Source organism: Prauserella oleivorans (genome assembly GCF_042685745.1).
GTDB classification, from domain to species: domain Bacteria; phylum Actinomycetota; class Actinomycetes; order Mycobacteriales; family Pseudonocardiaceae; genus Prauserella_A; species Prauserella_A oleivorans.
On sequence record NZ_JBHUNT010000001.1, the window covers coordinates 701,176 to 723,817 of the forward strand.

The 22,642-nt window shown below is 69.5% G+C and carries 21 protein-coding genes; 17 read left to right on the forward strand and 4 right to left on the reverse strand.

Going from position 1 to position 22,642, the window contains the following annotated elements:
• The first annotated feature begins 38 nt into the window (after nt 1-38).
• The 7 genes from ACFSZT_RS03475 (at nt 39) to ACFSZT_RS03505 (ending at nt 7,379) form a co-directional block, all read left to right on the forward strand.
• Nucleotides 39-1,022 carry a hypothetical protein gene (locus tag ACFSZT_RS03475; RefSeq protein ID WP_377395358.1) on the forward strand — a complete coding sequence of 328 codons (984 nt, stop codon included), beginning with the start codon at nt 39-41 and terminating at the stop codon, nt 1,020-1,022.
• A gap of 11 nt (nt 1,023-1,033) precedes the next feature.
• Nucleotides 1,034-1,432 carry a hypothetical protein gene (locus tag ACFSZT_RS03480; RefSeq protein ID WP_377395361.1) on the forward strand — a complete coding sequence of 133 codons (399 nt, stop codon included), beginning with the start codon at nt 1,034-1,036 and terminating at the stop codon, nt 1,430-1,432.
• Nucleotides 1,433-1,472: 40 nt separating this feature from the next.
• Entirely contained in the window at nt 1,473-2,879 is a 1,407-nt protein-coding gene (locus ACFSZT_RS03485; protein WP_377395364.1) for a glutamate decarboxylase, read from the forward strand.
• Nucleotides 2,880-3,067: 188 nt separating this feature from the next.
• A complete protein-coding gene (locus ACFSZT_RS03490) occupies nt 3,068-4,429 on the forward strand; it encodes a hemolysin family protein (protein WP_377395367.1) in 1,362 nt (453 codons plus the stop codon).
• A gap of 5 nt (nt 4,430-4,434) precedes the next feature.
• A complete protein-coding gene (locus ACFSZT_RS03495; protein ID WP_377396298.1) occupies nt 4,435-5,436 on the forward strand; it encodes a hemolysin family protein in 1,002 nt (333 codons plus the stop codon).
• 113 nt (nt 5,437-5,549) lie between these two features.
• Entirely contained in the window at nt 5,550-6,587 is a 1,038-nt protein-coding gene (locus tag ACFSZT_RS03500) for a sodium:calcium antiporter (RefSeq protein ID WP_377395370.1), read from the forward strand.
• A gap of 63 nt (nt 6,588-6,650) precedes the next feature.
• A complete protein-coding gene (locus ACFSZT_RS03505; RefSeq protein WP_377395373.1) occupies nt 6,651-7,379 on the forward strand; it encodes a class I SAM-dependent methyltransferase in 729 nt (242 codons plus the stop codon).
• A gap of 14 nt (nt 7,380-7,393) precedes the next feature.
• On the opposite strand, the gene ACFSZT_RS03510 is transcribed toward ACFSZT_RS03505, so the two are convergent.
• Nucleotides 7,394-8,962: an alkaline phosphatase D family protein gene (locus ACFSZT_RS03510; protein WP_377395376.1), complete on the reverse strand. Its 1,569-nt coding sequence runs from the start codon at nt 8,960-8,962 to the stop codon at nt 7,394-7,396.
• Nucleotides 8,963-9,078: 116 nt separating this feature from the next.
• Complete coding sequence (locus tag ACFSZT_RS03515; protein WP_377395379.1) at nt 9,079-9,654, reverse strand: hypothetical protein; 576 nt, start codon at nt 9,652-9,654, stop codon at nt 9,079-9,081.
• A gap of 166 nt (nt 9,655-9,820) precedes the next feature.
• On the opposite strand from ACFSZT_RS03515, the gene ACFSZT_RS03520 reads away from it, so the two are divergent.
• Complete coding sequence (locus tag ACFSZT_RS03520; protein WP_377395382.1) at nt 9,821-10,327, forward strand: GNAT family N-acetyltransferase; 507 nt, start codon at nt 9,821-9,823, stop codon at nt 10,325-10,327.
• A 29-nt stretch (nt 10,328-10,356) separates the two neighbouring features.
• Here the strand turns inward: ACFSZT_RS03520 and ACFSZT_RS03525 are convergent, their stop codons facing one another.
• Nucleotides 10,357-11,148, reverse strand: coding sequence for an IclR family transcriptional regulator (locus ACFSZT_RS03525; protein WP_377395385.1), 792 nt, complete (start codon nt 11,146-11,148; stop codon nt 10,357-10,359).
• Between the two features lie 137 nt (nt 11,149-11,285).
• On the opposite strand from ACFSZT_RS03525, the gene ACFSZT_RS03530 reads away from it, so the two are divergent.
• The 6 genes from ACFSZT_RS03530 to ACFSZT_RS03555 are packed head-to-tail and all read left to right on the forward strand — an operon-like array spanning nt 11,286 to nt 18,172.
• A complete protein-coding gene (locus ACFSZT_RS03530; protein ID WP_377395388.1) occupies nt 11,286-12,761 on the forward strand; it encodes a mannitol dehydrogenase family protein in 1,476 nt (491 codons plus the stop codon).
• Between the two features lie 20 nt (nt 12,762-12,781).
• Nucleotides 12,782-13,795, forward strand: coding sequence for an L-idonate 5-dehydrogenase (locus tag ACFSZT_RS03535; protein ID WP_377395391.1), 1,014 nt, complete (start codon nt 12,782-12,784; stop codon nt 13,793-13,795).
• Nucleotides 13,796-13,854: 59 nt separating this feature from the next.
• The gene (locus ACFSZT_RS03540; RefSeq protein ID WP_377395394.1) at nt 13,855-15,255 is read left to right on the forward strand and encodes an MFS transporter; all 1,401 of its coding nucleotides are present in this window, start codon (nt 13,855-13,857) and stop codon (nt 15,253-15,255) included.
• A 48-nt stretch (nt 15,256-15,303) separates the two neighbouring features.
• Entirely contained in the window at nt 15,304-16,548 is a 1,245-nt protein-coding gene (manD, locus tag ACFSZT_RS03545) for a D-mannonate dehydratase ManD (RefSeq protein WP_377395397.1), read from the forward strand.
• A 20-nt stretch (nt 16,549-16,568) separates the two neighbouring features.
• Nucleotides 16,569-17,216, forward strand: a complete 648-nt coding sequence (locus ACFSZT_RS03550) for a bifunctional 4-hydroxy-2-oxoglutarate aldolase/2-dehydro-3-deoxy-phosphogluconate aldolase (RefSeq protein WP_377395400.1) — start codon at nt 16,569-16,571, stop codon at nt 17,214-17,216.
• The gene (locus ACFSZT_RS03555; protein ID WP_377395403.1) at nt 17,213-18,172 is read left to right on the forward strand and encodes a sugar kinase; all 960 of its coding nucleotides are present in this window, start codon (nt 17,213-17,215) and stop codon (nt 18,170-18,172) included. The genes ACFSZT_RS03550 and ACFSZT_RS03555 overlap by 4 nt, the downstream gene beginning before the upstream one ends.
• Nucleotides 18,173-18,244: 72 nt before the next feature.
• On the opposite strand, the gene ACFSZT_RS03560 is transcribed toward ACFSZT_RS03555, so the two are convergent.
• Nucleotides 18,245-19,798 (reverse strand): SLC13 family permease, encoded by a 1,554-nt coding sequence (locus tag ACFSZT_RS03560; RefSeq protein WP_377395406.1) that lies wholly within the window; start codon nt 19,796-19,798, stop codon nt 18,245-18,247.
• Between the two features lie 260 nt (nt 19,799-20,058).
• Between ACFSZT_RS03560 and ACFSZT_RS03565 the strand changes: the two genes are divergently transcribed.
• The 3 genes from ACFSZT_RS03565 (at nt 20,059) to ACFSZT_RS03575 (ending at nt 22,607) form a co-directional block, all read left to right on the forward strand.
• Nucleotides 20,059-21,000, forward strand: a complete 942-nt coding sequence (locus tag ACFSZT_RS03565) for an ATP-binding cassette domain-containing protein (protein ID WP_377395409.1) — start codon at nt 20,059-20,061, stop codon at nt 20,998-21,000.
• Nucleotides 20,997-21,740, forward strand: a complete 744-nt coding sequence (locus tag ACFSZT_RS03570) for an ABC transporter permease (protein ID WP_377395412.1) — start codon at nt 20,997-20,999, stop codon at nt 21,738-21,740. Before ACFSZT_RS03565 ends, ACFSZT_RS03570 begins: the two co-directional genes overlap by 4 nt.
• A gap of 66 nt (nt 21,741-21,806) precedes the next feature.
• Entirely contained in the window at nt 21,807-22,607 is an 801-nt protein-coding gene (locus ACFSZT_RS03575; protein ID WP_377395415.1) for a DUF4097 family beta strand repeat-containing protein, read from the forward strand.
• Nucleotides 22,608-22,642: the final 35 nt, after the last annotated feature.

Sequence of the window (22,642 nt, forward strand, 5' to 3'; positions counted from 1 at the left end):
TCGTCGGCATTCTGGCTGATCCAGACCTCCCTTCCGAGTTGGCCAACGAGCTGCCCGATGTGCTGCCGCTGCTGCTGCGCGGATCGTGGACAAGGCACACGAGCGGGTTCCGCGACACCAAGTGGGATCTGGCGCTCTGCCTCACCGATCTGCCACTGCGACGGGACGACGGCGAGGTGATCGTCGCCGAGCTCGACTGCTCGCGGCGCGTCGCGCTGATCTCGGTGCCCGCGGTGGGCGGGATGAACCTGCGTCGCCGTCTGCACAGCCTGCTCGTTCCGCTGGTCGCCCACCTCCGCGGCCGGCAGCAAGCCGGGGACATCGCCGAACACGGCCGCTACCGCGTCCACAACGGCGAGCAGGACGGAGAAGTCGAGGTCGGGCTGCCGAGCCGAACGGGCATGCTGCGGCTGCTCTCCGGCATGGTCCGGGCCAATCGGCCGTGGCGGCTCGTCGTCGGGCCTGTCCACCGCGCTGGCCGGTGCGCTCACCGGTACGGCGTTCGGGGGCTGCTGTACTCGTGCATCTGGTTGCCGGCCACGGCCATGGGCCCCGTCCGGCTGGCGGGCACGGCGCTGGCCGCCCTCGTGGTGCTGGGGGGTTGGATCATCGTGAACCACAGCCTGTGGGAGCGCCGTCCGGGGAACCCGCGCGTCGCGGCGCGCGACGTACGGCTGCGCAACGCGGGCACCGTCGCCACCGTCGGCGTGGAACGCTCGTCTTCTTCTCCGCCCTGTTCACCGTGGCGCTCGCCGCGGCCGGGCTCATCATCCCGCCGGATTTTCTGGCGACCAACCTCGGCCGGCCGCGCCCCTGTCCGACTACCTGGCGATCGGCCTGATGGCGAGCACACTCGGCACGGTCGCGGGCGCGGTCGGCTCCGGGCTGGACGACGACACGACCGTCCGGTAGGCGACCTACGGCTACCGGGAACAGGAGCGGCGCCGGCCGGTTCAACAGCGGCAGGAGCAGCCGGAGACGTGAGGCGTCTGCCAGGTGCGCGCATCCGGTCGGCTGGCTAGGCTCGCCGCGCATGGTGACCCTGGCTGCTGCGAAACGTCTCGTGACGTTCGTCGACGTCGACGATCAGGCGTCCGGCACCGTCTCGGTGTCCGCGCGGCTGGAGCTGGAGCTCGCCGACGGACGCCGGGTGGTGCTGCTGGACGACCGCGGTTGGGGCACGTCCGGCAGCTGGGCTGCGACGTCGGCGCACGAGATGCGCGAAACCGCGCGCGTGGTGGTCGGTCCCGATGAGCCGTTCGACGGCCGCTCACACGAGGACATGGCCGCCGACCACTGGGCGTCACTGCAACGGGAAGCGCGGCAGCAGGGCGTGGCCGTGGGCGAGCTCCGGACACTGCCACACGACGTCGTGCTCAGCCGGGAGGTCCTCGCGCGGCTCTCGGACGGTGGCACCTCAGGACGACCCTGATCGACCTGCGAAGACGCCGGCGCCGATCTAGCGTTGGCGCATGACACCGGCGCCCGACGACGGATCCAGGCGGCAACACCTCGCCGTGAACCCCGTTTTCGCGGCCGAACCCGCGCACATCCCGCGCAACAACCTGCCCCTCGAGGATCTCGATCCTGCCGTGGCGTACCAGATCGTCCACGACGAGCTGATGCTCGACGGCAACGCGCGGCTGAACCTGGCGACGTTCGTGACGACGTGGATGGAGCCCGGCGCCGAACGGCTGATGGCCGAGTGCTTCGACAAGAACATGATCGACAAGGACGAGTACCCGCGCACGGCCGCGCTCGAGCAGCGCTGTGTGCGGATCCTCGCCGACCTGTGGCACGCGCCACGGACCGACGACGTCGCCGGGTGCTCGACCACCGGGTCCAGCGAGGCGTGCATGCTCGCCGGCCTCGCGTTGAAGCGGCGCTGGCAGCACGCGCGGCGGGCGGCCGGGCTGCCCACGGACCGGCCGAACATCGTCATGGGCGTCAACGTGCAGGTGTGCTGGGAGAAGTTCGCCAACTACTTCGACGTCGAGGCCCGCCTCGTGCCCATGGAGGGCGAGCGGTTCCACCTCGACGCCGAGCAGGCCGCCGCCCACTGCGACGAGAACACGATCGGCGTCGTCGCCGTGCTCGGCTCGACGTTCGACGGCAGCTACGAGCCGGTCGCCGAGATCTGCACCGGCCTGGACCGGCTGGAAACCCGACGCGGCTGGGACATCCCGGTGCACGTCGACGGCGCGTCCGGCGCGATGATCGCCCCGTTCTGCGACCCGGACCTCGTGTGGGACTTCCGGTTGCCGCGCGTGGCGTCGATCAACACCTCGGGCCACAAGTACGGGCTCGTCTACCCCGGGGTCGGCTGGGTCGTGTGGCGGGAGCCGGCGGCGCTGCCGGAGGATCTGGTGTTCCGCGTGAACTACCTCGGCGGCGACATGCCGACGTTCGCGCTCAACTTCTCCCGGCCCGGCGCGCAGGTGGTGGCGCAGTACTACACGTTTCTGCGGCTCGGGTTCGAGGGCTACCGTCGGGTGCAGCAGACGTGCCGGGACGTGGCGACGTCACTGGCCGCGCGGATCGGTGAGCTCGGGCCGTTCCGCCTGCTGACTACAGGTGCCGAACTGCCGGTGTTCGCGTTCACACTGCACGACGACGTCAGCGGCTACTCGGTGTTCGACGTCTCGGCGCAGCTGCGGGAATCCGGCTGGCTCGTGCCGGCGTACACGTTCCCGGACAACCGCACGGACCTGGCGGTGCTGCGCATCGTCGTGCGCAACGGCATGTCCCACGACCTCGCCGACCTGCTGCTCGACGACCTGCGCGCCGCCCTCGGCCGGCTTTCGCGGCAGGACAAGCCGTTGCGTGGTGGCGAGTCCGCGTCGTTCGCCCACGGCACGGAATCGGGTCCGCGGCGTTGACTGACCGGGGCAACGCGTCGCATCCCTTACAGTGGTACATATGTCGGATTTGGGAACTTTCGCGGTTCCTGGATCGTCGACTGGTGACTGCACCATTCGGTCGGTCGGCACGAAACAGAGAGGACGATGGACCCCTACCGAAGTACCACCCGCGCCACTCCTGAGCCGATCGGATCGGGGGTGGCGCGATGACCGTGGTCACCATCCTCCTCGGCATGCTCGTCGTGCTCCTCCTCACTGCCGCCACCGGCTATTTCGTGGCGCAGGAGTTCGCCTACATGGCGGTGGACCGTTCCCGGCTCAAGGCCCGCGCCGCCGACGGGGACGCGGGCGCGCAGCGGGCGCTCGGCATCACCCGGCGCACGTCGTTCATGCTCTCCGGTGCCCAGCTCGGCATCACCGTCACCGGCCTGCTGGTCGGTTATGTCGCGGAGCCACTCATCGGTGCCGGTGTCGGGTCGCTGCTCGGTGGGGTCGGGATCCCGACGGGTGTGGGGATCGCACTGGGCACCGTGTTCGCCCTGTTGTTCTCCACCGTCGTGCAGATGGTCTTCGGTGAGCTCTTCCCGAAGAACCTGGCCATCGCCAAACCGGAGCCGGTCGCTCGCTGGCTCGCATGGTCGACACACGTCTACCTCGCCGCCTTCGGCTGGCTCATCAAGCTGTTCGACCACTCGTCGAACCTGTTGCTCAAGGCTTTGCGGATCGAGCCGGTGCACGACGTGGAACACGCGGCGACGCCCAAGGACCTGGAGCGCATCGTCGCCGAGTCCCGCGCGAGCGGCGACCTGCCCGGGGAGTTGTCCACATTGCTGGATCGTGCGCTGGACCTGCACGAGCGCGACGCCGAGCACGCCATGATCCCGAGGCCTCGAGTCGCCACGGTGCCCTCCGACGCCACCCTCGCCGATGTCGCGGAACTCATGGCGGCGGGCCATTCGCGTTACCCCGTGCTCGGCGACGACGTGGACGACGTTCGCGGCATCGTGTGCCTGAAGGACGTGCTCGCCCTCGACCCGGCCGAGCGGAGTGCCCGGCTGGTGCGCGACATCGCCCGCCCGCCGACCATGGTCCCCTCGTCACTCCCGCTCCGGGACGTGCTCACCGCCCTGCGCGGCGACGGCGAACAGCTGGCGTGCGTCATCGACGAGTACGGCGGGTTCGCCGGAGTCATCACCGTCGAGGACATCGCCGAGGAGCTCGTCGGCGAGATCGCCGACGAGCACGACCTACCCGGGGCCGACACCGTCCGCCTGCCTGACGGGAGCTGGGTCGTCGACGGTGGCATGCACGTCGACGAGGTGGAACGGTTGCTCGGCCACGAGCTGCCCCAGGGTGACTACGAAACGATCGGCGGCCTCGTGATCACCGAGCTCGGCACGCTGCCCTCGCCCGGCGACGCGGTGACGGTCGCGCTGCGGCTGCCACCAGGCGCCGACGAGGATGCCGAACCCGTCCGGCTCAGCGCGACCGTGGGCACCGTCGACCGCAGGGTTCCGGCTCGGGTGCGGCTTCACCTCGACCCGGACGCCGAGGAGGTGACCTCGTGAGTGGAATGAGCCCCTGGCTCGCCATGGCCGTCTCCGCCGGGATCATCGCGCTCAGCGCGTTCTTCGTCGCGGTCGAGTTCGCGCTCGTCGCCGCGCGCCGCTACCGGCTCGAGGAAGCGGCAGGCACCAGCGTGTCCGCCCGCGCCGCATTGCGCAGTGCCCGCGAGCTGTCGTTGCTGCTGGCCGGATCACAGCTGGGCATCACCCTCTGCACGCTCGCGCTCGGCGCGATCGCCAAACCCGCTGTGCACGACATGCTCACGCCGATCATGGAGGCCTGGGGACTGCCTGCCGCCACCGCGGACGTGATCGCGTTCGTGCTCTCGCTGGTGGTCGTCACGTTCCTGCACCTGGTGGTGGGCGAGATGGCGCCCAAGTCGTGGGCGATCGCCCACCCGGAGCGCTCGGCGACGCTCCTGGCGCTGCCGATGCGCGGGTTCATGTGGTTCACGCGGCCGTTACTGATCCTGCTCAACGGTGTCGCGAACTGGTGCCTGCATCGAGTCGGCGTCCAGGCCGTCGACGAGGTCGCCGAAGGCCACACTCCCGACGACCTGCGTCAGCTCGTCGAGCACTCGGCGAGTGCGGGCGCGCTCGATGCCGACCGGCGCGAGCAGCTCACCACCGCGTTGGACCTCCGGACGCGTCGGGTCCGCGACATCATGCGCCCGCGTGAGGACGTCGTCGGCGTTCCTGCGGCGGCATCGGTCGCCGAGGTCCAGCAGACCTCGCGGGACAGCGGGCATCTCCGGCTCGTCGTCCACGGGGACGACGGTCGGGCGGCAGGCATCGTCCATGTCCGCGACACGCTCACCCGCCCGGCGGGCACCACGGCGGCGGAACTGATGCGTCCGCTGCTGAGCCTGCCCGCCGATACGCCAGTGGACAGCGCGCTCACCACCATGCGGGAGCGTCGCAACCATCTCGCCGTCGCCACCGAGGACGGAGCGGTCGTCGGCCTGGTCACTATGCAGGACCTGCTCGACGAGTTGCTCACCGCGGCCTAGCCCGTCCGCGGCCGGGACTGTGGACTAGCCGACACTTCGACCGCATTCCCGCGTGAGGGAGCGTGCAGCGGGGTAGCCGGGGCCCGGATGATCACGGGTTCGCGAGGAGGCTGGTGTCCGCGGTAGTGACGCAGCAGTGGCCGGTCGGCTGGGCGGTCACGGTGTTCGTGGCCGCCGCCGCGGTGACGGTGCTGTGCAGTGTCCGGCTGGCCGCACTGGGCGATGCGCTGGCGGACCGTACCGGCTGGGGCGAGGCGCTGTTCGGTGCCGTGTTCTTCGGGCTGGCGACGTCGTTGTCCGGCATCGTCATGACCGGGGTGAGCGCGGCCGGAGATCAGCCCGAGCTGGCCTATGGCAACGCTGTCGGCGGCATCGCCGCGCAGACGCTGGCGATCGTGGTGGCCGATGCGGCGTATCGGCGCGTGAATCTGGAACACGCGGCGGCCTCTCCCAACAATCTCCTGTTCGGGTGCCTGCTCATCGTGCTGCTCAGCACGGCGCTACTGGCCTCCTTCAGCCCGGACCTCACCGTGGCCGGTGTGCATCCGGCTTCGGCCGTCATGGTCGTCTTCTACATCGGTGGGCTGGCCCTGATTCGCGACCGGCAGGAGCCGATGTGGCGTGCGGTTCGCACCAGCGAGACCAAATCGGACGAACCGGAGGACCACGGTCCGCTGAGCAGCCGCGGGCTGGGGACGCTGTGGGGCGAGTTCGTGGCGGTCGCGGCGGTGATCGTCGTCGGCGGCTGGGCAGTCGCGCAGGCGGCCGACAGCCTGGTCTCGGCCACCGGGTTGAGTGCCGGCGTGGTCGGTGCCGTGTTCATGGGGATCGTCAACGCCCTGCCGGAAACCGTCACCGCGCTGGCGGCCGTCCGCCGAGGAGCGGTGACACTCGCCATCGCCGGCGTGGTGGGCGGCAACAGCCTCGACGCGCTCAACCTTGTCGTCGGCGACGTCGCGTTCTCCGGCGGGTCGCTCTACCACGCCGCCAGCCCCGATCAGCTGTTCACCACCACGGCCGCGCTGCTCATGACGGCGGTCCTGCTCGGTGGACTGCTCGTTCGGCAACGGAAAGGGTGGTGGCGGCTCGGATTCGACGGCATCGTGCTGGTGGTCATCTATGCGGCCAGCGTGCTGACGCTGTCCTTCTGACGCCGCGATCGGCCGGGCCGGACGGTTTGCTCCTCCCGAGCGCGTTCTGCTTGGCTGTTCGCCGTGTCGAGGTTCGATGACCCGGCCTGCTACGGCGAGGCATGGGCGCCGGTGTACGACGATCAGTTCGACGGTTCCGATGTGTCGCCCGCAGTCGACTTCCTCGCCGACCTCGCACCCGGCGGACCGGCGTTGGAACTGGCGATCGGAACCGGCCGGGTGGCGCTACCGCTGGCGGAGCGCGGGGTCGACGTGGCCGGCGTCGATTCGTCGGAGGCGATGGTGGCGCGGTTGCGGGAGAAGCCGGGTGGGCAGGCCATCCCCGTCACCATCGGCGACATGGCGGAGCTTCCCGTCCGCGGGTCGTTCCGGCTGGTGTATCTGGTGGCCAACAGCCTCTTCGCGTTGCTCACCCAGGCCAGGCAGGTCGAGTGTTTCCGGGCCGCTGCCCGCGTGCTCGCGCCCGGCGGGTCGTTCGTGCTCGAGTGTTTCGTCCCGGATCCCGGGCGGTTCGACCGCCGCGTACGGACGCTCTCGGTCGGCGAGAACTCGGCCAGCTACGAAGTCGCCCAGCACGATGCGGTAGACCAGCGCGTGTTCGCCCAGCACGTGACCGTGGACGAACGAGGACACCACCTGCGGCCACTGGCGATCCGCTACGCGTGGCCGAGCGAACTCGACCTCATGGCACAGCTGGCCGGGCTCCGGCTCGGACAGCGGCACGCCGACTGGGACCGCAGACCGTTCGATGCCTCCGCCACCAAACACATCTCGGTCTACCGCCCGCGGTGACCGATGTGGACGCCTCAGGCCGGAACACCGCCCGGTACGCCGTTCTGCACCACGAAGCTCGCGCGTGTACTGATCGGTGCGTCCGGCCGTGACACGTACGGCAGCACACGGAAGTCGTTGACGAGCTCGTCCGGGGTCACCGTGACCCGGCAATAGCCGCGCTGGAAGTTGCAGAACTTCATGTGCGGATTGGCCCGGAGGTAGTCCTCGCCGACCGGGAGCATGTCGGCACCGTCGCGACCACTGCTGATCGACGTGCCGACGATCTCGGTGCCCACGACCGGCGAATCGGGGTCCTGGTAGTCGGCCTTGAGGTCCATGAAGTAGTTACTGTGCCGGTCACCGGTCACCACGACGAGGTTGTCGACCTCACGTCGATGGGCCTCGGTGAGCAACCGGTCGCGCTCCACGACATAGGCATCCCATGAATCGGCGAACCAGTGCTGGACTTCGTCGTCGGGGTTGCGGTCCAGCTGGGCCATCGGCAACTGGTTGCCGATGATCTGCCAGCGCGCCTGCGAGGATGAGAAACCCTCGATGAGCCAATCGGCCTGCTTGCCGCCGAGCATGGTCGCGTCCGGGTCGAGGCGGCCGTCGCGCGTGGACCGGTACTGCCGCGAGTCCAGCATCGTGAAGTCGGCCAGGGTGCCGTAGGAGAGCCTGCGGTGGATGCGGACGTCCGGGCCGGACGGCATCTGCGTGTGCCGCAGCGGCTGGTTCTCGTACATGGCCTGGAACGCGGCGGCCCTGCGCCGCAGGAAGACCGCGGGATCCTGATCCGGCTCACTGTCCGATTTGGACCTGTCTTCGCTCCAGCCGTCCTCGACCTCGTGGTCGTCGAAGGTGACGATCCAGGGGCACAAGGCGTGCGCCGACTGGAGGTGCCGATCGGATTTGTACAGCGAGTACTGCAGCCGGTAGCCGGTGAGGTCTACGGTCTCGCCGAGCATGTACTCCGGTAGCGGTTTGCCGTCGTGGTCGGCGGTGAACCCGTACGCCTCCTCGTAGATGTAGTCGCCGAGGTGCAACACCAGGTCGAGGTCCTCCTCGGCCATGCGCTGGTACGCCGTGTAGTGGCCGCCGTGATAGCTCTGGCAGGAGGCGACGGCGAAAGCCAGGGACGAGGGCATCGTGGCGAGGGCGGGTGCGGTGCGGGTCCGGCCGACCGGTGACAGCTCGTTGCCGACGCGGAAGCGGTACCAGTAGTGCCTGCCCGGTTCGAGTCCGTGGACCTCGGGATGCACCGAGTGGCCGAGTTCCGGCGTGGCGAACGCGGTACCCGCCTTGACCACGTCGGCGAACCGCTCGTCGGTGGCGACCTGCCACAGCACCGGGATGATCTTGTCCGGCATACCGCCCTTGCCGTCGGAAGCGAACGGATCCACGGCCAGCCGGGTCCACAGCACGACACCGTCCGGTGCCGGATCGCCGGACGCGACGCCCATCGTGAACGGGTAGCCGCCCAGTCGTGGCGCCGCGGAGACACTGGCGTCCCACCACCCGGTGCCGAGCAGGACGGCTGCGGCACCGGCACCGGAGGCACCGAGGAACCGGCGGCGGCTGAACGACGAGCGACGAGACATGGGCTTCCTTCACGGCCGGACTGTAGTTGCCGCAAGATCGTCAGCGCGCCAGTTGGCCACCGCGGAACGCGGTCATGGCGTACCGGTCACGATTACGCCACGGCCGGCGTGGTGCCTCAGGTTCGGCTCCGGAACAGGTCGTCGATCAGTCCGGCAACCCGGTCCGGTGCGGGATCTTTCGCGACCATCGCGCTCATGGCCTGGGCCTGTGGCGTCGTCGGCAGGTACCCGACCAGCAGCATGGGCAGCAACAGGCGTCGGACGAGCAGATCCCGCGCCGAGGTGGACCCCGGCCTCCGGACGACCGCGACGTTCACGCGGATCGCGTGCTCGTTGCCGGGCGGAACACCCGGCCGGTCGGTCTCGATGGCGGCGAACCGGAACCCGTGCGCGAGGTTGCACGCAGCACAGTCCCTCGGTCCACGGCCCATCCGGTCGCCACAGTCGTCGCAGACGATCCGGTCGAGGGCGCCGTCCACCACGCGCCAGTCGTGCCGATCCGGTTCCGCCGCCACGATCCCGGCGAGCTCGGTTTCCGATTCCGCACCGAAATCGGCGCAGAACCGTCGCCATTCGTCCTCGACGATGTCGTCCACCAACGCCCGGCACCGGGCGCAGTCCGGCGCGCCGGCGTACTCGTAGCCGCCACATTCACGGCATCGGATCGGCTCGGCACCGACTGCGGGTCTCATGCGCTCATCGTCCCGTCAGGCGGCGATGGGCGCGATCGGATTTTCCGAATGGGCGGGTGCGAGACGCTCGCGCGCCGGCTTGCGGGACACTGACCACCCGGCGCGTGCCGGCGCTCCGGCGGGACAACAGGAGGCGGGTTCTCCGTATCGGGAATACTTTCCGGCTATGGGAAGGCATCCGTCTCAGGACCGGCTGACGATCGAGCCCGACGACCTCACCCGTCAGCCGGTTCGGGAGCTGATCGCCGAACACCTCGCCGACATGCACGCCACCTCACCCGCCGAAAGCGTGCACGCGCTGGACCACGCGGCGTTGCAGGAACCCGAGGTGTCGTTCTGGACGTCGTGGAGCGATGGGACCCTGCTCGGGTGTGCCGCTCTGAAGGAACTGTCCCCCTTCGAAGGTGAGATCAAGACGATGCGAACCAGGCGGGAAGCCCGCGGTCGCGGCGTGGCCTCGCACCTGCTCACCTTCCTGATCGACGAGTCCCGCAGGCGCGGCTATCACAGGATCAGCCTGGAGACCGGGAGCCAGGACTTCTTCGCCCCCGCCCGGCGCCTCTACGCCCGGCACGGATTCACCCCGTGCCCGCCGTTCGCCGACTACCAGGCGGACCCCAACAGCGTGTTCATGACCCTCCGCCTCTCCGAGGAGTCCACTGCGGACGGTTGACACCCGCCGCCCGCCACCGGCACGTGCGCTCAACCCGTGGCCGGGGCGAGCGTGTACTCCTCCGGGGCGAGCTCGGCGGCGAGTTCGCGCAGCAGCGCGCCGATCTCGGCGAGACGTTCGGGCGTCATGCGCTCGGCGGGTCCGGTGACACTGATCGCGACGTCCTGCGAGGTCGTGGAGGTGAGGGCGATCCCGACGCAGGCGATACCGGATTCGTTCTCCTGGTTCTCGATCGCCCACCCCAGGGCGCGCGCGGCGGCGACCGCGTCGCGGAAACGCCGGTCGAGCGTGGACTGCGTGTGGTCGGGGTCGGCTTCCTCGACATAGCTGGTCATGAGCGCGTCGCTCTGGGGTGCCGAGGCGACGAGCGCGCGCCCCAGGGCCGTGGTCGCGATGTGCGCACGACGGCCGACGCGTGACCACACCCGGACGGAGCGCTCCGGTTCGATCTTGTCGAGATAGACGACGCGGCGCCCGTCGAGCACGCCGAGGTGGACGAGTTCCTCCGTCCGGCGCGAGAGTTCGAGCAGCAGCGGCCGGAAGAGCAGAGGGAGGTTGTCACCGGCCCCGAAGGTCCGCACCATCCGCCGGAGCGCCTCGCCGAGGACGTAGTTGCGGTCCTCGCCGTCGCGGGTGACGTAGTCGCGGTGCGCGAGGCCGCGGAGCAGCCGGTGGACCGACCCCTTGTTGATGCCCGTGCGGGCCGCTATCTCGCCGAGCGGGAGCCCCTCCGGGCCGGCGGCCGCGACCGTCTCGAGCACGAGGAGCGCGCGATCGAGACTGGTGACGGGTGGTGTGTCCGATGTGGCTTCGGTCTCCATGGCCCCATTCTCGTCCGGCTCGATCTTGCGTTGCGCTGAACGCGAGTTTAGCTTGTGTTCTGCTCTGCAAAACGATCGGTTCATATGGCGAAACGCGTGAACTGTAGCCCTCTGCGTCGCGGAAGGACAAGGACGTCATGACACAGCCACTCGGCCGGGAGAGTGTGCCCGCGGGCTCGCTCATCGGAGCATCCGCCCCGGACCGGACGGGAATCGTCCACCTCGGCCTGGGCAACTTCCATCGCGCCCACGGTGCCGTCTACACCGCGCGGGCGATGGCCGCCGCCGGCGGGAACTGGGGCATCCGCGGCTTCGCCCACTCCTCGGACCGGATCGTCGGCCCCATGCGGGCTCAGGACAACGTCTACTCGATCCTCCAGCTCACCGAACACGGCGCAGAGGCGGGTGTCGTCGACGTCCACCGCGACACCGGCGTCGCCGTCCACGACCCGGAGGCGGTCGTGGACGCCATCGCGGATCCGGCTCACCGCATCGTCACGCTCACCGTCTCCGAGAACGGGTACACGCGCGACCCCGCGACCGGCCGCCTGGCGCTCGACCATCCCGAGGTCGCGGCGGACCTCGCCGCCGACTCGACGCCGCGCACCTCCGTCGGCATGCTCGCCCGTGGCCTCGAGAAACGCGCCGCCTCGGGCGAAGGCTTCGCCGTCCTCTCCTGCGACAACCTCCAGTCCTCCGGCGACGTCACCAGGGCCGTGGTCGACGAGTTCCTGCGGGCCGCCGACGTGAGCGACGACGTGCTCTCCTTCGTCTCCACCTCGGTGTCGTTCCCCAACGCGATGGTCGACCGCATCGTGCCGAAGAGCACCGAGGAACACACGCGCCTCGTCGCGGACCTCCTCGGCGTCGAGGATCGCTGCCCCGTTCCCGCCGAGGACTTCACGATGTGGGTGCTCGAGGACGACTTCGCCGGCGGCCGGCCCGCCTGGGACCTCGCGGGCGCCACCTTCTCCGACGAGATCGAGGCCTACGAGATGGTGAAGCTGCGGCTGCTCAACGGCTCGCACTCACTGATCGCCTACCTCGGCATCCTCTCCGGTGCGCCGACGATCGACATCGCATGGAGCCAAGACTTCGTGCGCGACGCCGTTCTCGGCGGGATCGCCGACGACTACCTCCCGACGTTCACCCCGCCCACGGGATTCGACGCCGAGGCCTACGTGTCCCAGTTGGACGCCCGGTGGCGCAACCCGCTCATCGGGCACGCGACCACGCAGGTGGGCACCGACGGCTCGGTCAAACTCCTCCAGCGCATGCCGGACGCGGCGCTCTTCCACCTCCGGCGCGGACACGTGCCGCACCACCTCGCACTGTGCACAGCCGCCTGGATCGCGTGCGTGGCCCCGCCCACGGGCTTCAACCCGCACCCGCTCGCCGCACGGATCGTCGAACCGGCACGGGACCGGCTCGCGGCGGCCGTCGACGGGGCCGTGACCGTGCTCGACCACGTACGCCGAATCGTGAACGGCGGCTTCTTCCCGGACGCCCTGGCCGCACAGGAAGTGTTCACCGCCCGCGTGGCCGAACTGCTCACCCTCATCACCCGCGACGGTGTGCGAGCCGCGGCCGCCGACGTCGCCTCCGCCCGCTGACCGCCAGGAGCTGATGACCGATGAAAGGCCTGTTCATCCACGGTCCCGAGGACATGCGCCTCGAGGACGTCGCCGTCCCCGAGCCCGGCCAGGGCGAGGTGCTGCTGCGCGTGCGCTACGTCGGCATCTGCGGCTCGGACCTGCACTACTACTTCCACGGCAGGAACGGTGAGAACGTCGTGCGCGAACCGTTCACCCCGGGGCACGAGTTCTCCGCGACCGTCGAGGCTGACCCCAGCGGGGAGTGGCCGCCGGGGACGCCGGTGACGGTGCACCCCGCGCGATACGGCACTCCGGTGAAAGGGCTCGCGGACCGTCCCCACCTGTGGCCGGGCGGCGACTACCTCGGCAGCGCCGCCGACCTTCCCCACCGCCAGGGCGCCGCGGCGGAGTACGTGCTCGTCGAGAAGCACATGCTCCGCGCGTTACCCGACGGGCTGTCACTGCGGGACGCGGCGCTCGCTGAGCCCCTCGGCGTCGCGCTGCACGCCCTCACGATCGCCGGCGACGGCTGCGGGAATCTCGGCGACCGCGCCCTCGTGCTCGGCGCCGGTCCCGTGGGTCTCCTTGTCGTCGCGGCCCTCGTCGCCCGAGGTGTCGAGCACGTGGCCGTCGGGGACATCCACAAACCTGCCCTGGAGCGGTCCCGCGCGCTCGGTGCCCACGAGACGTTCCTCGTCGGGACCGACGACATCCCGGCGACGGCGTACCCCGTCGTGTTCGAGTGCTCGGCGGCGCCCGCCTCCCTCACCCAGGCGATCGCCTCGGCGGCTCGGGCCGGTGTCGTCATCCAGGTGGGGATGCTCGCCGACGCGGCGATCGGCGTGAATCTCGCCCCGCTCGTGTCGAAGGAGGTGCAGCTGCGCGGCACGTTCCGCTTCTCGACGGAGATCGACGAGGCCGTGGACATGCTCGCGGCCAACCCCTCGATCTCCCAGGTCGTCACGCACGTCCTGCCCGCAGCCGAGGCGGTGGAGGCGTTCGCCATCGCCAAGGACTCCGCCGCCTCCGGCAAGGTCCTCCTCGAGTTCTGACCCCGCCCTCCCCGATCGACGGCACCGACGAGGGTGCCACCACCCACGAAGGAACAACGATGTCCACTTCAACCCCACCGCCCGAGACCGGCACCACCAACGCCACCCCGGCCCAGCGCAGCACCGGCGACCTCGCCCGCGCCGCGATGTCCGGGTGGCTCGGCACCGCGCTCGAGTTCATGGACTTCCAGCTGTACTCGCTCGCGGCCGGGCTCGTCTTCGGTCAGCTCTTCTTCACCGGCAGCAGCCCGGCCATCGCCGTCGTCTCCGCGATGGCGACCTACGCGGTCGGCTACGTCGCCCGGCCCGTGGGCGCCTGGTATTTCGGACGGCTCGGCGACCGCGTCGGCCGCACCAAGGTCCTGTTCATCACGATCGCGCTGATGGGCGGTGCGACGACACTCATCGGCGCGCTGCCGACCGTCCACGACATCGGCATCCTCGCGCCGATCCTACTCGTAGTGCTGCGCCTGGTGCAGGGCTTCGGCGCCGGTGCGGAGATCTCGGGCGCCGGCGTGATGCTCGCCGAGTACGCGCCGGCCAGGCGCCGCGGCATCATCGCCTCGCTCGTCGCCCTCGGCACGAACTGCGGCACCCTCGGCGCGTCGGCGATCTGGGGCATCCTCGTCGCGGTGCTGTCGGAGGAACAGCTGCTCGCCTGGGGCTGGCGGATCCCGTTCCTCGGCAGCGCCGTGATCCTGCTGTTCGCCGTGTGGGTTCGGTTGCGGCTCAAGGAAAGCCCGGTGTTCGAGGAGAGCCCGCACGTCACCGACGGGGTGGCACTCACCACGGAGGAGATCCGGGAGAAGGCGCAGCGGGAGAACGACACGCCGATGCTCGAGGCGCTCGAGCAGAAGCAGTGGCGCGCCATGGTGCCCGCGTTTCTCCTGCGGTTCGGGCAGGCGGGGAACTCGGGTCTCCTGCAAACCTACATGGTCTCGTTCATCACCGTCACGCTCGCGATGTCCGACTCGGTGGCCACCAGCGTCGTCATCGTGTCGTCCCTGTGCGCGTTCGTCACGGTGCCGATCGTCGGCGCGCTCGGCGACAAGTTCGGCCGTCGCCGCATGTACCAGGTGATGAGCGTGATCTCGCTGATACTCATCGTGCCGACCATGATGGCGATCGCTGGAGCGGACGTGCCGCAGGTGTTCATCGGCTACATCGTGATGCACAACGTGTCGGTGATGGCGCTGGCCTCGCTGGAGAACCTCACGCTGCCCGAGATCTTCGGCTCGCGCCACCGGTACGCCGCGACCGGTGTCATCCGGGAGATCGCCGCGATGATCGCCACCGGCATCGGGCCGGTCATCGCTGCCGCATGGGTCGCCGCCACGACCGGATCGTGGATCCCGGTCGCGGTGCTGCTCGGGTTCTTCACGATCTGCCCGCTCATCGCGACACTGCTCATGCCCGAGGTGGCCGGCCGCGACCTCAAGGACCCGCGCAACGCCGTCTGATCCGCAACATCCACTTTAGACACTCACGTCCCGGAGGAAGCGACCACCGTGAGCATCTCGACCGTCGACATCATCGTCACCAGCCCCGGACGCAACTTCGTCACCCTCAAAATCGTCACCTCCGACGGTGTCGTCGGGTGGGGTGACGCGACGCTCAACGGGCGCGAACTCGCCGTCGCTTCCTACCTCCGGGACCACATCGCGAGCACCCTCATCGGCCGCGACGAGGACCGCGTCGAGGACACGTGGCAGTACCTGTACCGCGGCGCGTACTGGCGCCGCGGGCCCGTGACGATGGCCGCGATCGCCGCTGTCGACATGGCGCTGTGGGACATCAAGGCGAAGAAGGCGGGCGTTCCGCTCTACCAGCTGCTCGGCGGGGCGAGCCGCGAGAAGATCCGCGTCTACGCACACGCCTCCGGCAACGACTACGCGGCGCTGTCCTACTCGATCCGCGCGTACCTGGCCGAGGGCTACACCGCGATCCGGATCCAGACGGGGGTTCCGGGCCTCAAGTCCGTGTACGGCGTCTCCCCGACCGCGAAGCCCGGCCAGAAGTACGACTACGAACCCGCGCACCGGGCCGCCGACGGAAGTGCCGCCACCCGCCCCGAGGAGGAGGAATGGGACACGCCCGCCTACCTGCGACACGTTCCCTCGGTCTTCGAGAAGGTGCGGGAGGAGTTCGGGCCCGAGCTGCGGCTGCTCCACGACGGTCACCACCGCATGTCGCCGATCGAAGCGGCCAGATTGGCGAAATCGCTCGAACCGTACGACCTCTTCTGGCTCGAAGACGCCACGCCCGGCGAGGACCCGGAGGCGTTCCGGCTCATCCGGCAGCACAGCACGACGCCGCTGGCCACGGGTGAGGTGTTCAATTCCGTCCACGACTACCAGACGCTCATCACCGGACGGCTCATCGACTACGTGCGTTCGGCGCCCACGCACACAGGCGGTGTCACGGGGATGAAAAAGCTGCTCGACTTCGCCGGCATCTACGGAATCCGTTCGGGCATCCACGGGCCGACCGATGTCTCGCCGATCGGCATGGCGGCCGCGCTCCACCTCGACCTGGCGATCCACAACTTCGGCATCCAGGAGTACATGCCGCACAGCGACCTCACGCTCGAGGTGTTTCGTACGTCGTACACGTTCGACCGTGGTTTCCTCCACCCCGGCGACAGCCCGGGCCTCGGCGCGGAACTCGACGAGGAACGCGCCGCGGCTCACCCGTACACCGCCGCCTACCTTCCGGTGAACCGCCTGCTCGACGGCACCGTGCACGACTGGTGAGTCCAGAGAGGACAGACAGCATGAGCCAGCGCCAGACACTGCCACAGCGGACGGCCGCCGCCCGCCTCATCGTCGTCATTCGCGGTGAGAGCGCGGCGGATTACGTACCGGTGATCGACACCATGATCGAGGCGGGCGTGCGGAGTTTCGAGCTCACCCTCACCACACCTCGGACGTTCGCCGCGCTGCCCGGGCTCGTCGAGCGCTACGGGGCTAGGGCCGACATCGGGATCGGCACCGTGACCCGGCCGGTGGATGTCGACGCCGCCGTCGACGGGGGCGCGCATTACCTCGTCACCCCCGTCTCCGACCTCACTGTCGTCGATCGCGCCCTCGAACGCGACATCGCCATCGTCCCCGGCGGGCTCACTCCTACCGAGCTCTTCTCGACGTGGAACCGTGGAGTCGCCGCGGTGAAGCTGTTCCCGGCAGGGCAGGTAGGCGCCGGCTACCTCAAGGATCTGCGCGGTCCGTTCCCGGACCTCACCGTCATCCCGTCCGGAGGAGTGGACCTCGAAGCGGCGCGGGCCTGGCTCTCCGCCGGTGCGGCGGCGGTCAGCGTCGGTGGTCCGCTCCTCGGGGACGCGCTCAAGGGTGGTGAGCTCGGCGCCCTCGCGGCGCGGGCACGCCGGTTCGTCGAGGTGTGCGCCGGGAGTGATACCGAATGACGGTGCGGGTGCTCACCCTCGGCGAGACGATGGGTCTGTTCACTGGAGGGCGGATCGGTTCGTTCGCGCACGTGTCCGAGGCGCAGGTGGGGATCGGTGGCGCGGAGACGAACGTCGCCGTCAGCCTGAGCCGGCTGGGCGTGCCGGTGACGTGGATCGGACGGGTCGGTGACGACTCGCTGGGCAGGCGGATCGTGCGGGAGATCCGCGGCGAGGGCGTCGACGTGCGGGCTCACCTCGACCCCGACGCGGCGACGGGCCTGATGCTCAAGGAGCTCACGGGACCGGGGACGGCGCGGGTGTACTACTACCGGGCCGGATCGGCCGGTTCCCGCCTGGCGTCGGCGGACGTGCCGGCGGGCCTCGTGGAGAGTGCCGGGCTCGTGCACCTCACGGGCATCACGCCGTTGCTCTCGGATTCCGCACGCGAGACGTGCCTCTCCGTGGTGCGGCGGGCGAAAGCCGCTGGGGTGCGCATCAGCTTCGATGTGAACTACCGGTCGACGCTCGCTCCCGCCCACGTCGCCGCGGAGGTGCTGGGCGAGCTGGTCGCGGAGGCGGACCTCGTGTTCGGCTCCCCCGAGGAACTCGCGCAGGTGGTCCCCGGTGCCGGGACGCAGGAGATCGACGCGCTGGCCCGCGCGCTCGATCCCGGCGGCGCGCGCGAGATCGTCGTGAAGCGAGGCGCCGACGGCGCGTCGGCCTACGCCGACGGCTCCGTCATCCACGCCCCGGGCCATCGCATCGAGGTGGTCGACACCGTCGGTGCCGGGGATGCGTTCGTAGCGGGGTACCTCAGCGGTGACGTGCAGGGGTGGAGCGTCAAGGCCAAGCTTGCCCGCGCGAACGCGTGCGGAGCGGTGATGTGCACGATGCCCGGCGACTGGGAGGCCGCGCCCACCCCCGCGGAGCTCGAGGCGTTCCTCGCCGCCGACGGCGACCCGGTGCAGCGCTGAGGCTGTCCACGTGCTCGCCGAGGGCGGATTCGGCGACGTCGCGGCGCCGGGGCGGCACCGCGTTCCCGGGTGTCAGAGACCGGAACCGAACACCAGCGGCACCAGCGTGTACATGACGATCATGACCAGCACCAGCGAGAGCGCGTTGAGCCAGACGCCGGCGCGAACCATCTGCTTGATGGAGACCTCGCCCGAACCGAAGGCCACGGCGTTGGACGGGGTGGCCACCGGCAGCATGTAGGCCGAGCACACGGCCAGAGTGACAGCGATGGTCATGAACAGCGGGTCCATGCCCAGCCCCACGGCCACGGCACCGAAGATCGGGAAGAACGCGGCCGCTGTGGCGGTGTTCGACGTCAGCTCGGTCAGCGCGAGGCTGACGACGATGATGACGAGAAGCACCAGCCAGGACGGCACACCGACGAGGCCGCCGACCTGTCCGCCGAGCCACTTGCTGAACCCGGTGGCCGTGAACATCGCGGACAGCGACAGGCCACCACCGAACAACAGCAACAGGCCCCACGGGATCTCCTTGGCGGCGGACCAGCGCAGCAGCGGCGCACGGTAACGGTCCACGGAGCGCTTCTCCGCGGGCACCAGGAAGCAGGCGATGGCGGCAGCCATGGCGACCTGGGTGTCCGAGATGCCGCCGAGGAACGGCAGGGTCTGCGCGACCGCCGGGATGTCCGCGATAAAGGGCACAGCGACCCAGAAGAAGATCGCGGTCAGAAAGATGGTGCCGACGCGGCGTTCCGGCGTGGTCATGCGTCCGAGTTCGGCCAATTCGGACCGGATCATTCCGGCGCCGCCGGGGATCTCCTTCACCTCGGCGCGGAAGACGAGCTTGGTCAGTACGAGCCAGGCCACGAACAGCATGACGATGGCCCACGGCACACCCACCAGCATCCAGCGGCCGAACTGCAGGTCGAAGTCGTGGGCCTCGCCGAGATATGCCTTCATGAGGGCCATCGGGGGCTGGCCGATCAAGGTGGCGGTGGAGCCGATGGTGACGCCGTAGGCGACACCGAGCAGCATGGACGCGGCGAACTTCGTGCCGGCGGCCCGCTCGTCCACGGAACGCACCAGCCGCAGGATGGACACGGCGATCGGCACCATGATCACGGCTGTCGCCGTGTTGGATACCCACGCCGAGATGAAGGCGGAGGCGGCCATCAAGCCGAACACGATCTGAGCGGGCCGGGTCCCGACCGTCCGGATGGTCAGCAATGCCACGCGCATGTGCAGGTTGGATTTCTCCGTGGCCAGGCCCAGGATGACGCCGCCCATCACGAGGAACACGACCGAGTCGGCGTAAGGGGCTGCGACGTCTTGCATGCTGCCCATGCCGAACAGCGGGAACAGCACCAGGGGCAGCAGCGAGGTCACGGGGATGGGGGCGGCCTCGGTCATCCACCAGATCGCCATCCAGAGGGCGCAGCCGGCCACCGCGCGGCCTTCGAAAGACAACGACGACGGCAGGATCAGTGCCAGCACCAGGCCGGCTGCCGGCCCGAGGGCCAGGAGCCACCAGTTGCGCTTCTCACCGGTGTCGAGGGCATCGCCTTTCTCGGCGGGAGCGGTCGTCGGCCGTGTGGAGTCCGGCTCTCCTGTCGGTGGGTTCCTCATTGCCCTGCCTTCGAACGATGCCGTACCAAGCGCTGTTCAGATCACGTCTGAAGCTGAGATCTCCGGAACCGTACGTTGCCTGGACCAAGAAGGTGAAGGACACATTCGCGCTGTATTGATACATGTCGTGTCCTAATGCCGCCTGAGAGTTGTGTCTTCCCCATGCCAACGCGGCCGTCATCGCGATGTCAGTGGCCGTGTCAGTGGCCGTGTCAGTCGCGTGTCAGGGGGGTGACAGCGAGCCCGACGACAGTGGTCACATGACGGATTCAGCGATCGCGGTCTCGGGACTGCGCAAGGCATACGGGGACAAGGTCGTGCTCGACGGCATCGACCTGGACGTTCCTGCGGGCTCGATCTTCTCCCTGCTCGGCCCGAACGGGGCGGGCAAGACGACGACGGTGAACGTGCTGACCACGCTGCTGCGAGCCGACGGCGGCACGGTCCGCGTCGCCGGGCACGACGTCGCGACCGAAGCCAGGGCGGTGCGCGCGGCGATCGGGGTCACCGGCCAGTTCGCGGCCGTGGACGAGCTGCTGACAGGACAGGAGAACCTGCAGCTGATGGCGGACCTGAGCCGGATGCCGGCCAGGGACGGCAAGCGGCTCGTCGCCGACCTGCTGGAGCGCTTCGACCTGGTGGAGTCCGCGACCAAGCCCGCCTCGACCTACTCCGGGGGTATGCGCCGCAAGTTGGACCTGGCGATGACGCTCGTCGGCAACCCGCGGATCATTTTCCTGGACGAGCCCACGACGGGTCTGGACCCGCGCAGCCGCCGCACGATGTGGTCGATCATCCGTGACCTCGTCGCCGACGGTGTGACCGTCTTCCTCACCACGCAGTACCTCGAGGAGGCCGACCAGCTCGCCGACCGGGTCGCGGTGCTCGACCAGGGCCGTCTCGTCGCCGAGGGCACCCCGGACGAGCTCAAGCGTCGCATCCCCGGCACGCACGTCCGGCTCCGGTTCACCAGCGTCGCCGAACTCGACACGGCCGCGCGGCTGTTCGCCGATGGCACGCGCGACGACGACACACTCACCCTCCGGGTTCCCAGCGACACCGGAACGGCCTCCCTGCGGGCCCTGCTCGACCGGCTCGACGCGCACTCGCTCCAGGCCGAAGAGCTCTCCGTGCACACACCCGACCTCGACGACGTCTTCCTCGCCCTGACGGGCCGCGCCTCGGAGGTGGCCGCGAAATGAACACCCACTCGATGGTGATGCTTCGCCGCAATGTCAAACACATCGTCCGCAATCCGACCTCGGTGTTCAACGCGGTCCTGATGCCGATCGTGATCATGTTGATGTTCGTCTACATGATGGGCGACGCCTTCGACGTCGGTGTCGACTACATCGACTACGCGACACCGGGCCTCATCCTGCTGGCCGTCTGTTATGGACTCGGGGCGACAGCGACGGGGGTGAACTCCGACATGACCAAGGGCATCATCAACCGGTTCAAGGTCATGGACGTCTCCCGTGGCGCGGTGCTGACCGGTCACGTCGTCGCCAGCGTGGCCACCAACATCATCGCCATCGCCGCTCTCATCGGTGTGGCCCTGCTCCTGGGATTCAGCCCGTCGGCGAACTTCGCCGAATGGCTCGGCGTGGCCGGCATGGTCGTGCTGCTCGGTGTCGCGGCAGGCTGGCTCACCGTCGCGCTGGGACTGGCCGCGAAGTCCGTCGAAACGGCGGGAATGGCGTCCGTTCCCCTCGTCATGCTGCCGTTCTTCAGCAGCGCCATCGTGCCGGCGGAGAAGATGGGGCCGGGCCTGCGGCAGTTCGCGCAGTACCAGCCCTTCACCCCGATCATCGAGACCGTTCGCGGGCTGCTGAACGGTTCGCCCTCCGCCGGTGACGCGATCGTCGCCATCGCCTGGTGCGTCGGCATCGCTCTCGTCGGCTACCTGTGGGCTCGATCCACGTTCAAGAAGCGCGCCTGACCAGCCAAATTCCGCTCATCACCTTCCGTTCCAGCACATCGAAGACGAAACGAAAGCAGAGTTGACATGCCTACCTTCGCCACCCCCCAGCCGATCGCCGTCAGCGTCGAGGTCGCCGGTGCCCGGGTCCGGGTCGCCGCGAGCGACCGGAGCGACACCGTCGTGCGGGTCGAGCCCCTCGACACCACCAGCCGGAAGGACCTCAAGGTCGCCGAGAACACCGAGGTCGGCTTCGCCGACGGGCGGCTCTCGGTCAAGACGACGGTGTCCGGGCACAGACGTGGCTCGGTCGCCATCACGATCGAACTTCCAGCAGGATCCAGTGTGGACGCGGGTCTGGCGCACTCGACCGTGCACGTCAACGGCCCGCTCGGCGCGGGTGAGCTGAATCTGGCCTCGGGCCAGGTCCAGCTGGAGAGCGTCAGCAGCTTGAAGGCGAACATCGGCGGGGACGCCACCATCGACGGGGCAGCGTTCGCCATGCGGATCGGCGAGGCCAAGGGCGCCGTCGGGCTCTCGAACTCGGGTGGCGAGGTCTGGATCGGGCACGCCGCGGCCGGCGTCGAGTTCGAGAGTGCCGCCTGCGACCTCGGGATCGGGCACGCCGACGGCGACATCACCGCCCGGAGCGCGAGCGGCGCCATCCGCGTCGGCCGGATGAGCCATGGCCGGGCACGCCTGACGACGGGCTCGGGCGACATCGAGGTCGGCGTCGCCGAGGGCACCGCTGCGGCCGTCGACGCGAGCAGCGAGCGAGGCGCGGTGCACAACTACCTCTCGGCCCCCGCGGACCCGGCCGCGGACGCCGCCAAGGTCGCCGTTTCGGCCCGCACCCGCGACGGTGACATCACCATCCAACGCGGCTGACCAGGTGGGCGAGGCCCGCGATCCGTGGAAGCGGA

Excerpts from the sequence above, each read along its gene's own strand:
- ACFSZT_RS03555 (WP_377395403.1), top strand. The coding sequence starts at position 17,213 with ATGACGGTGCGGGTGCTCACCCTCGGCGAGACGATGGGTCTGTTCACT.
- ACFSZT_RS03575 (WP_377395415.1), top strand. The coding sequence starts at position 21,807 with ATGCCTACCTTCGCCACCCCCCAGCCGATCGCCGTCAGCGTCGAGGTC.
- ACFSZT_RS03490 (WP_377395367.1), top strand. The coding sequence starts at position 3,068 with ATGACCGTGGTCACCATCCTCCTCGGCATGCTCGTCGTGCTCCTCCTC.
- ACFSZT_RS03565 (WP_377395409.1), top strand. The coding sequence starts at position 20,059 with ATGACGGATTCAGCGATCGCGGTCTCGGGACTGCGCAAGGCATACGGG.
- ACFSZT_RS03495 (WP_377396298.1), top strand. The coding sequence starts at position 4,435 with ATGAGCCCCTGGCTCGCCATGGCCGTCTCCGCCGGGATCATCGCGCTC.
- ACFSZT_RS03520 (WP_377395382.1), top strand. The coding sequence starts at position 9,821 with ATGGGAAGGCATCCGTCTCAGGACCGGCTGACGATCGAGCCCGACGAC.
- ACFSZT_RS03570 (WP_377395412.1), top strand. The coding sequence starts at position 20,997 with ATGAACACCCACTCGATGGTGATGCTTCGCCGCAATGTCAAACACATC.
- ACFSZT_RS03525 (WP_377395385.1), bottom strand. The coding sequence starts at position 11,148 with ATGGAGACCGAAGCCACATCGGACACACCACCCGTCACCAGTCTCGAT.
- ACFSZT_RS03515 (WP_377395379.1), bottom strand. The coding sequence starts at position 9,654 with ATGAGACCCGCAGTCGGTGCCGAGCCGATCCGATGCCGTGAATGTGGC.
- ACFSZT_RS03530 (WP_377395388.1), top strand. The coding sequence starts at position 11,286 with ATGACACAGCCACTCGGCCGGGAGAGTGTGCCCGCGGGCTCGCTCATC.
- ACFSZT_RS03480 (WP_377395361.1), top strand. The coding sequence starts at position 1,034 with ATGGTGACCCTGGCTGCTGCGAAACGTCTCGTGACGTTCGTCGACGTC.
- ACFSZT_RS03540 (WP_377395394.1), top strand. The coding sequence starts at position 13,855 with ATGTCCACTTCAACCCCACCGCCCGAGACCGGCACCACCAACGCCACC.
- ACFSZT_RS03560 (WP_377395406.1), bottom strand. The coding sequence starts at position 19,798 with ATGAGGAACCCACCGACAGGAGAGCCGGACTCCACACGGCCGACGACC.
- ACFSZT_RS03535 (WP_377395391.1), top strand. The coding sequence starts at position 12,782 with ATGAAAGGCCTGTTCATCCACGGTCCCGAGGACATGCGCCTCGAGGAC.
- ACFSZT_RS03510 (WP_377395376.1), bottom strand. The coding sequence starts at position 8,962 with ATGTCTCGTCGCTCGTCGTTCAGCCGCCGCCGGTTCCTCGGTGCCTCC.
- ACFSZT_RS03485 (WP_377395364.1), top strand. The coding sequence starts at position 1,473 with ATGACACCGGCGCCCGACGACGGATCCAGGCGGCAACACCTCGCCGTG.
- ACFSZT_RS03550 (WP_377395400.1), top strand. The coding sequence starts at position 16,569 with ATGAGCCAGCGCCAGACACTGCCACAGCGGACGGCCGCCGCCCGCCTC.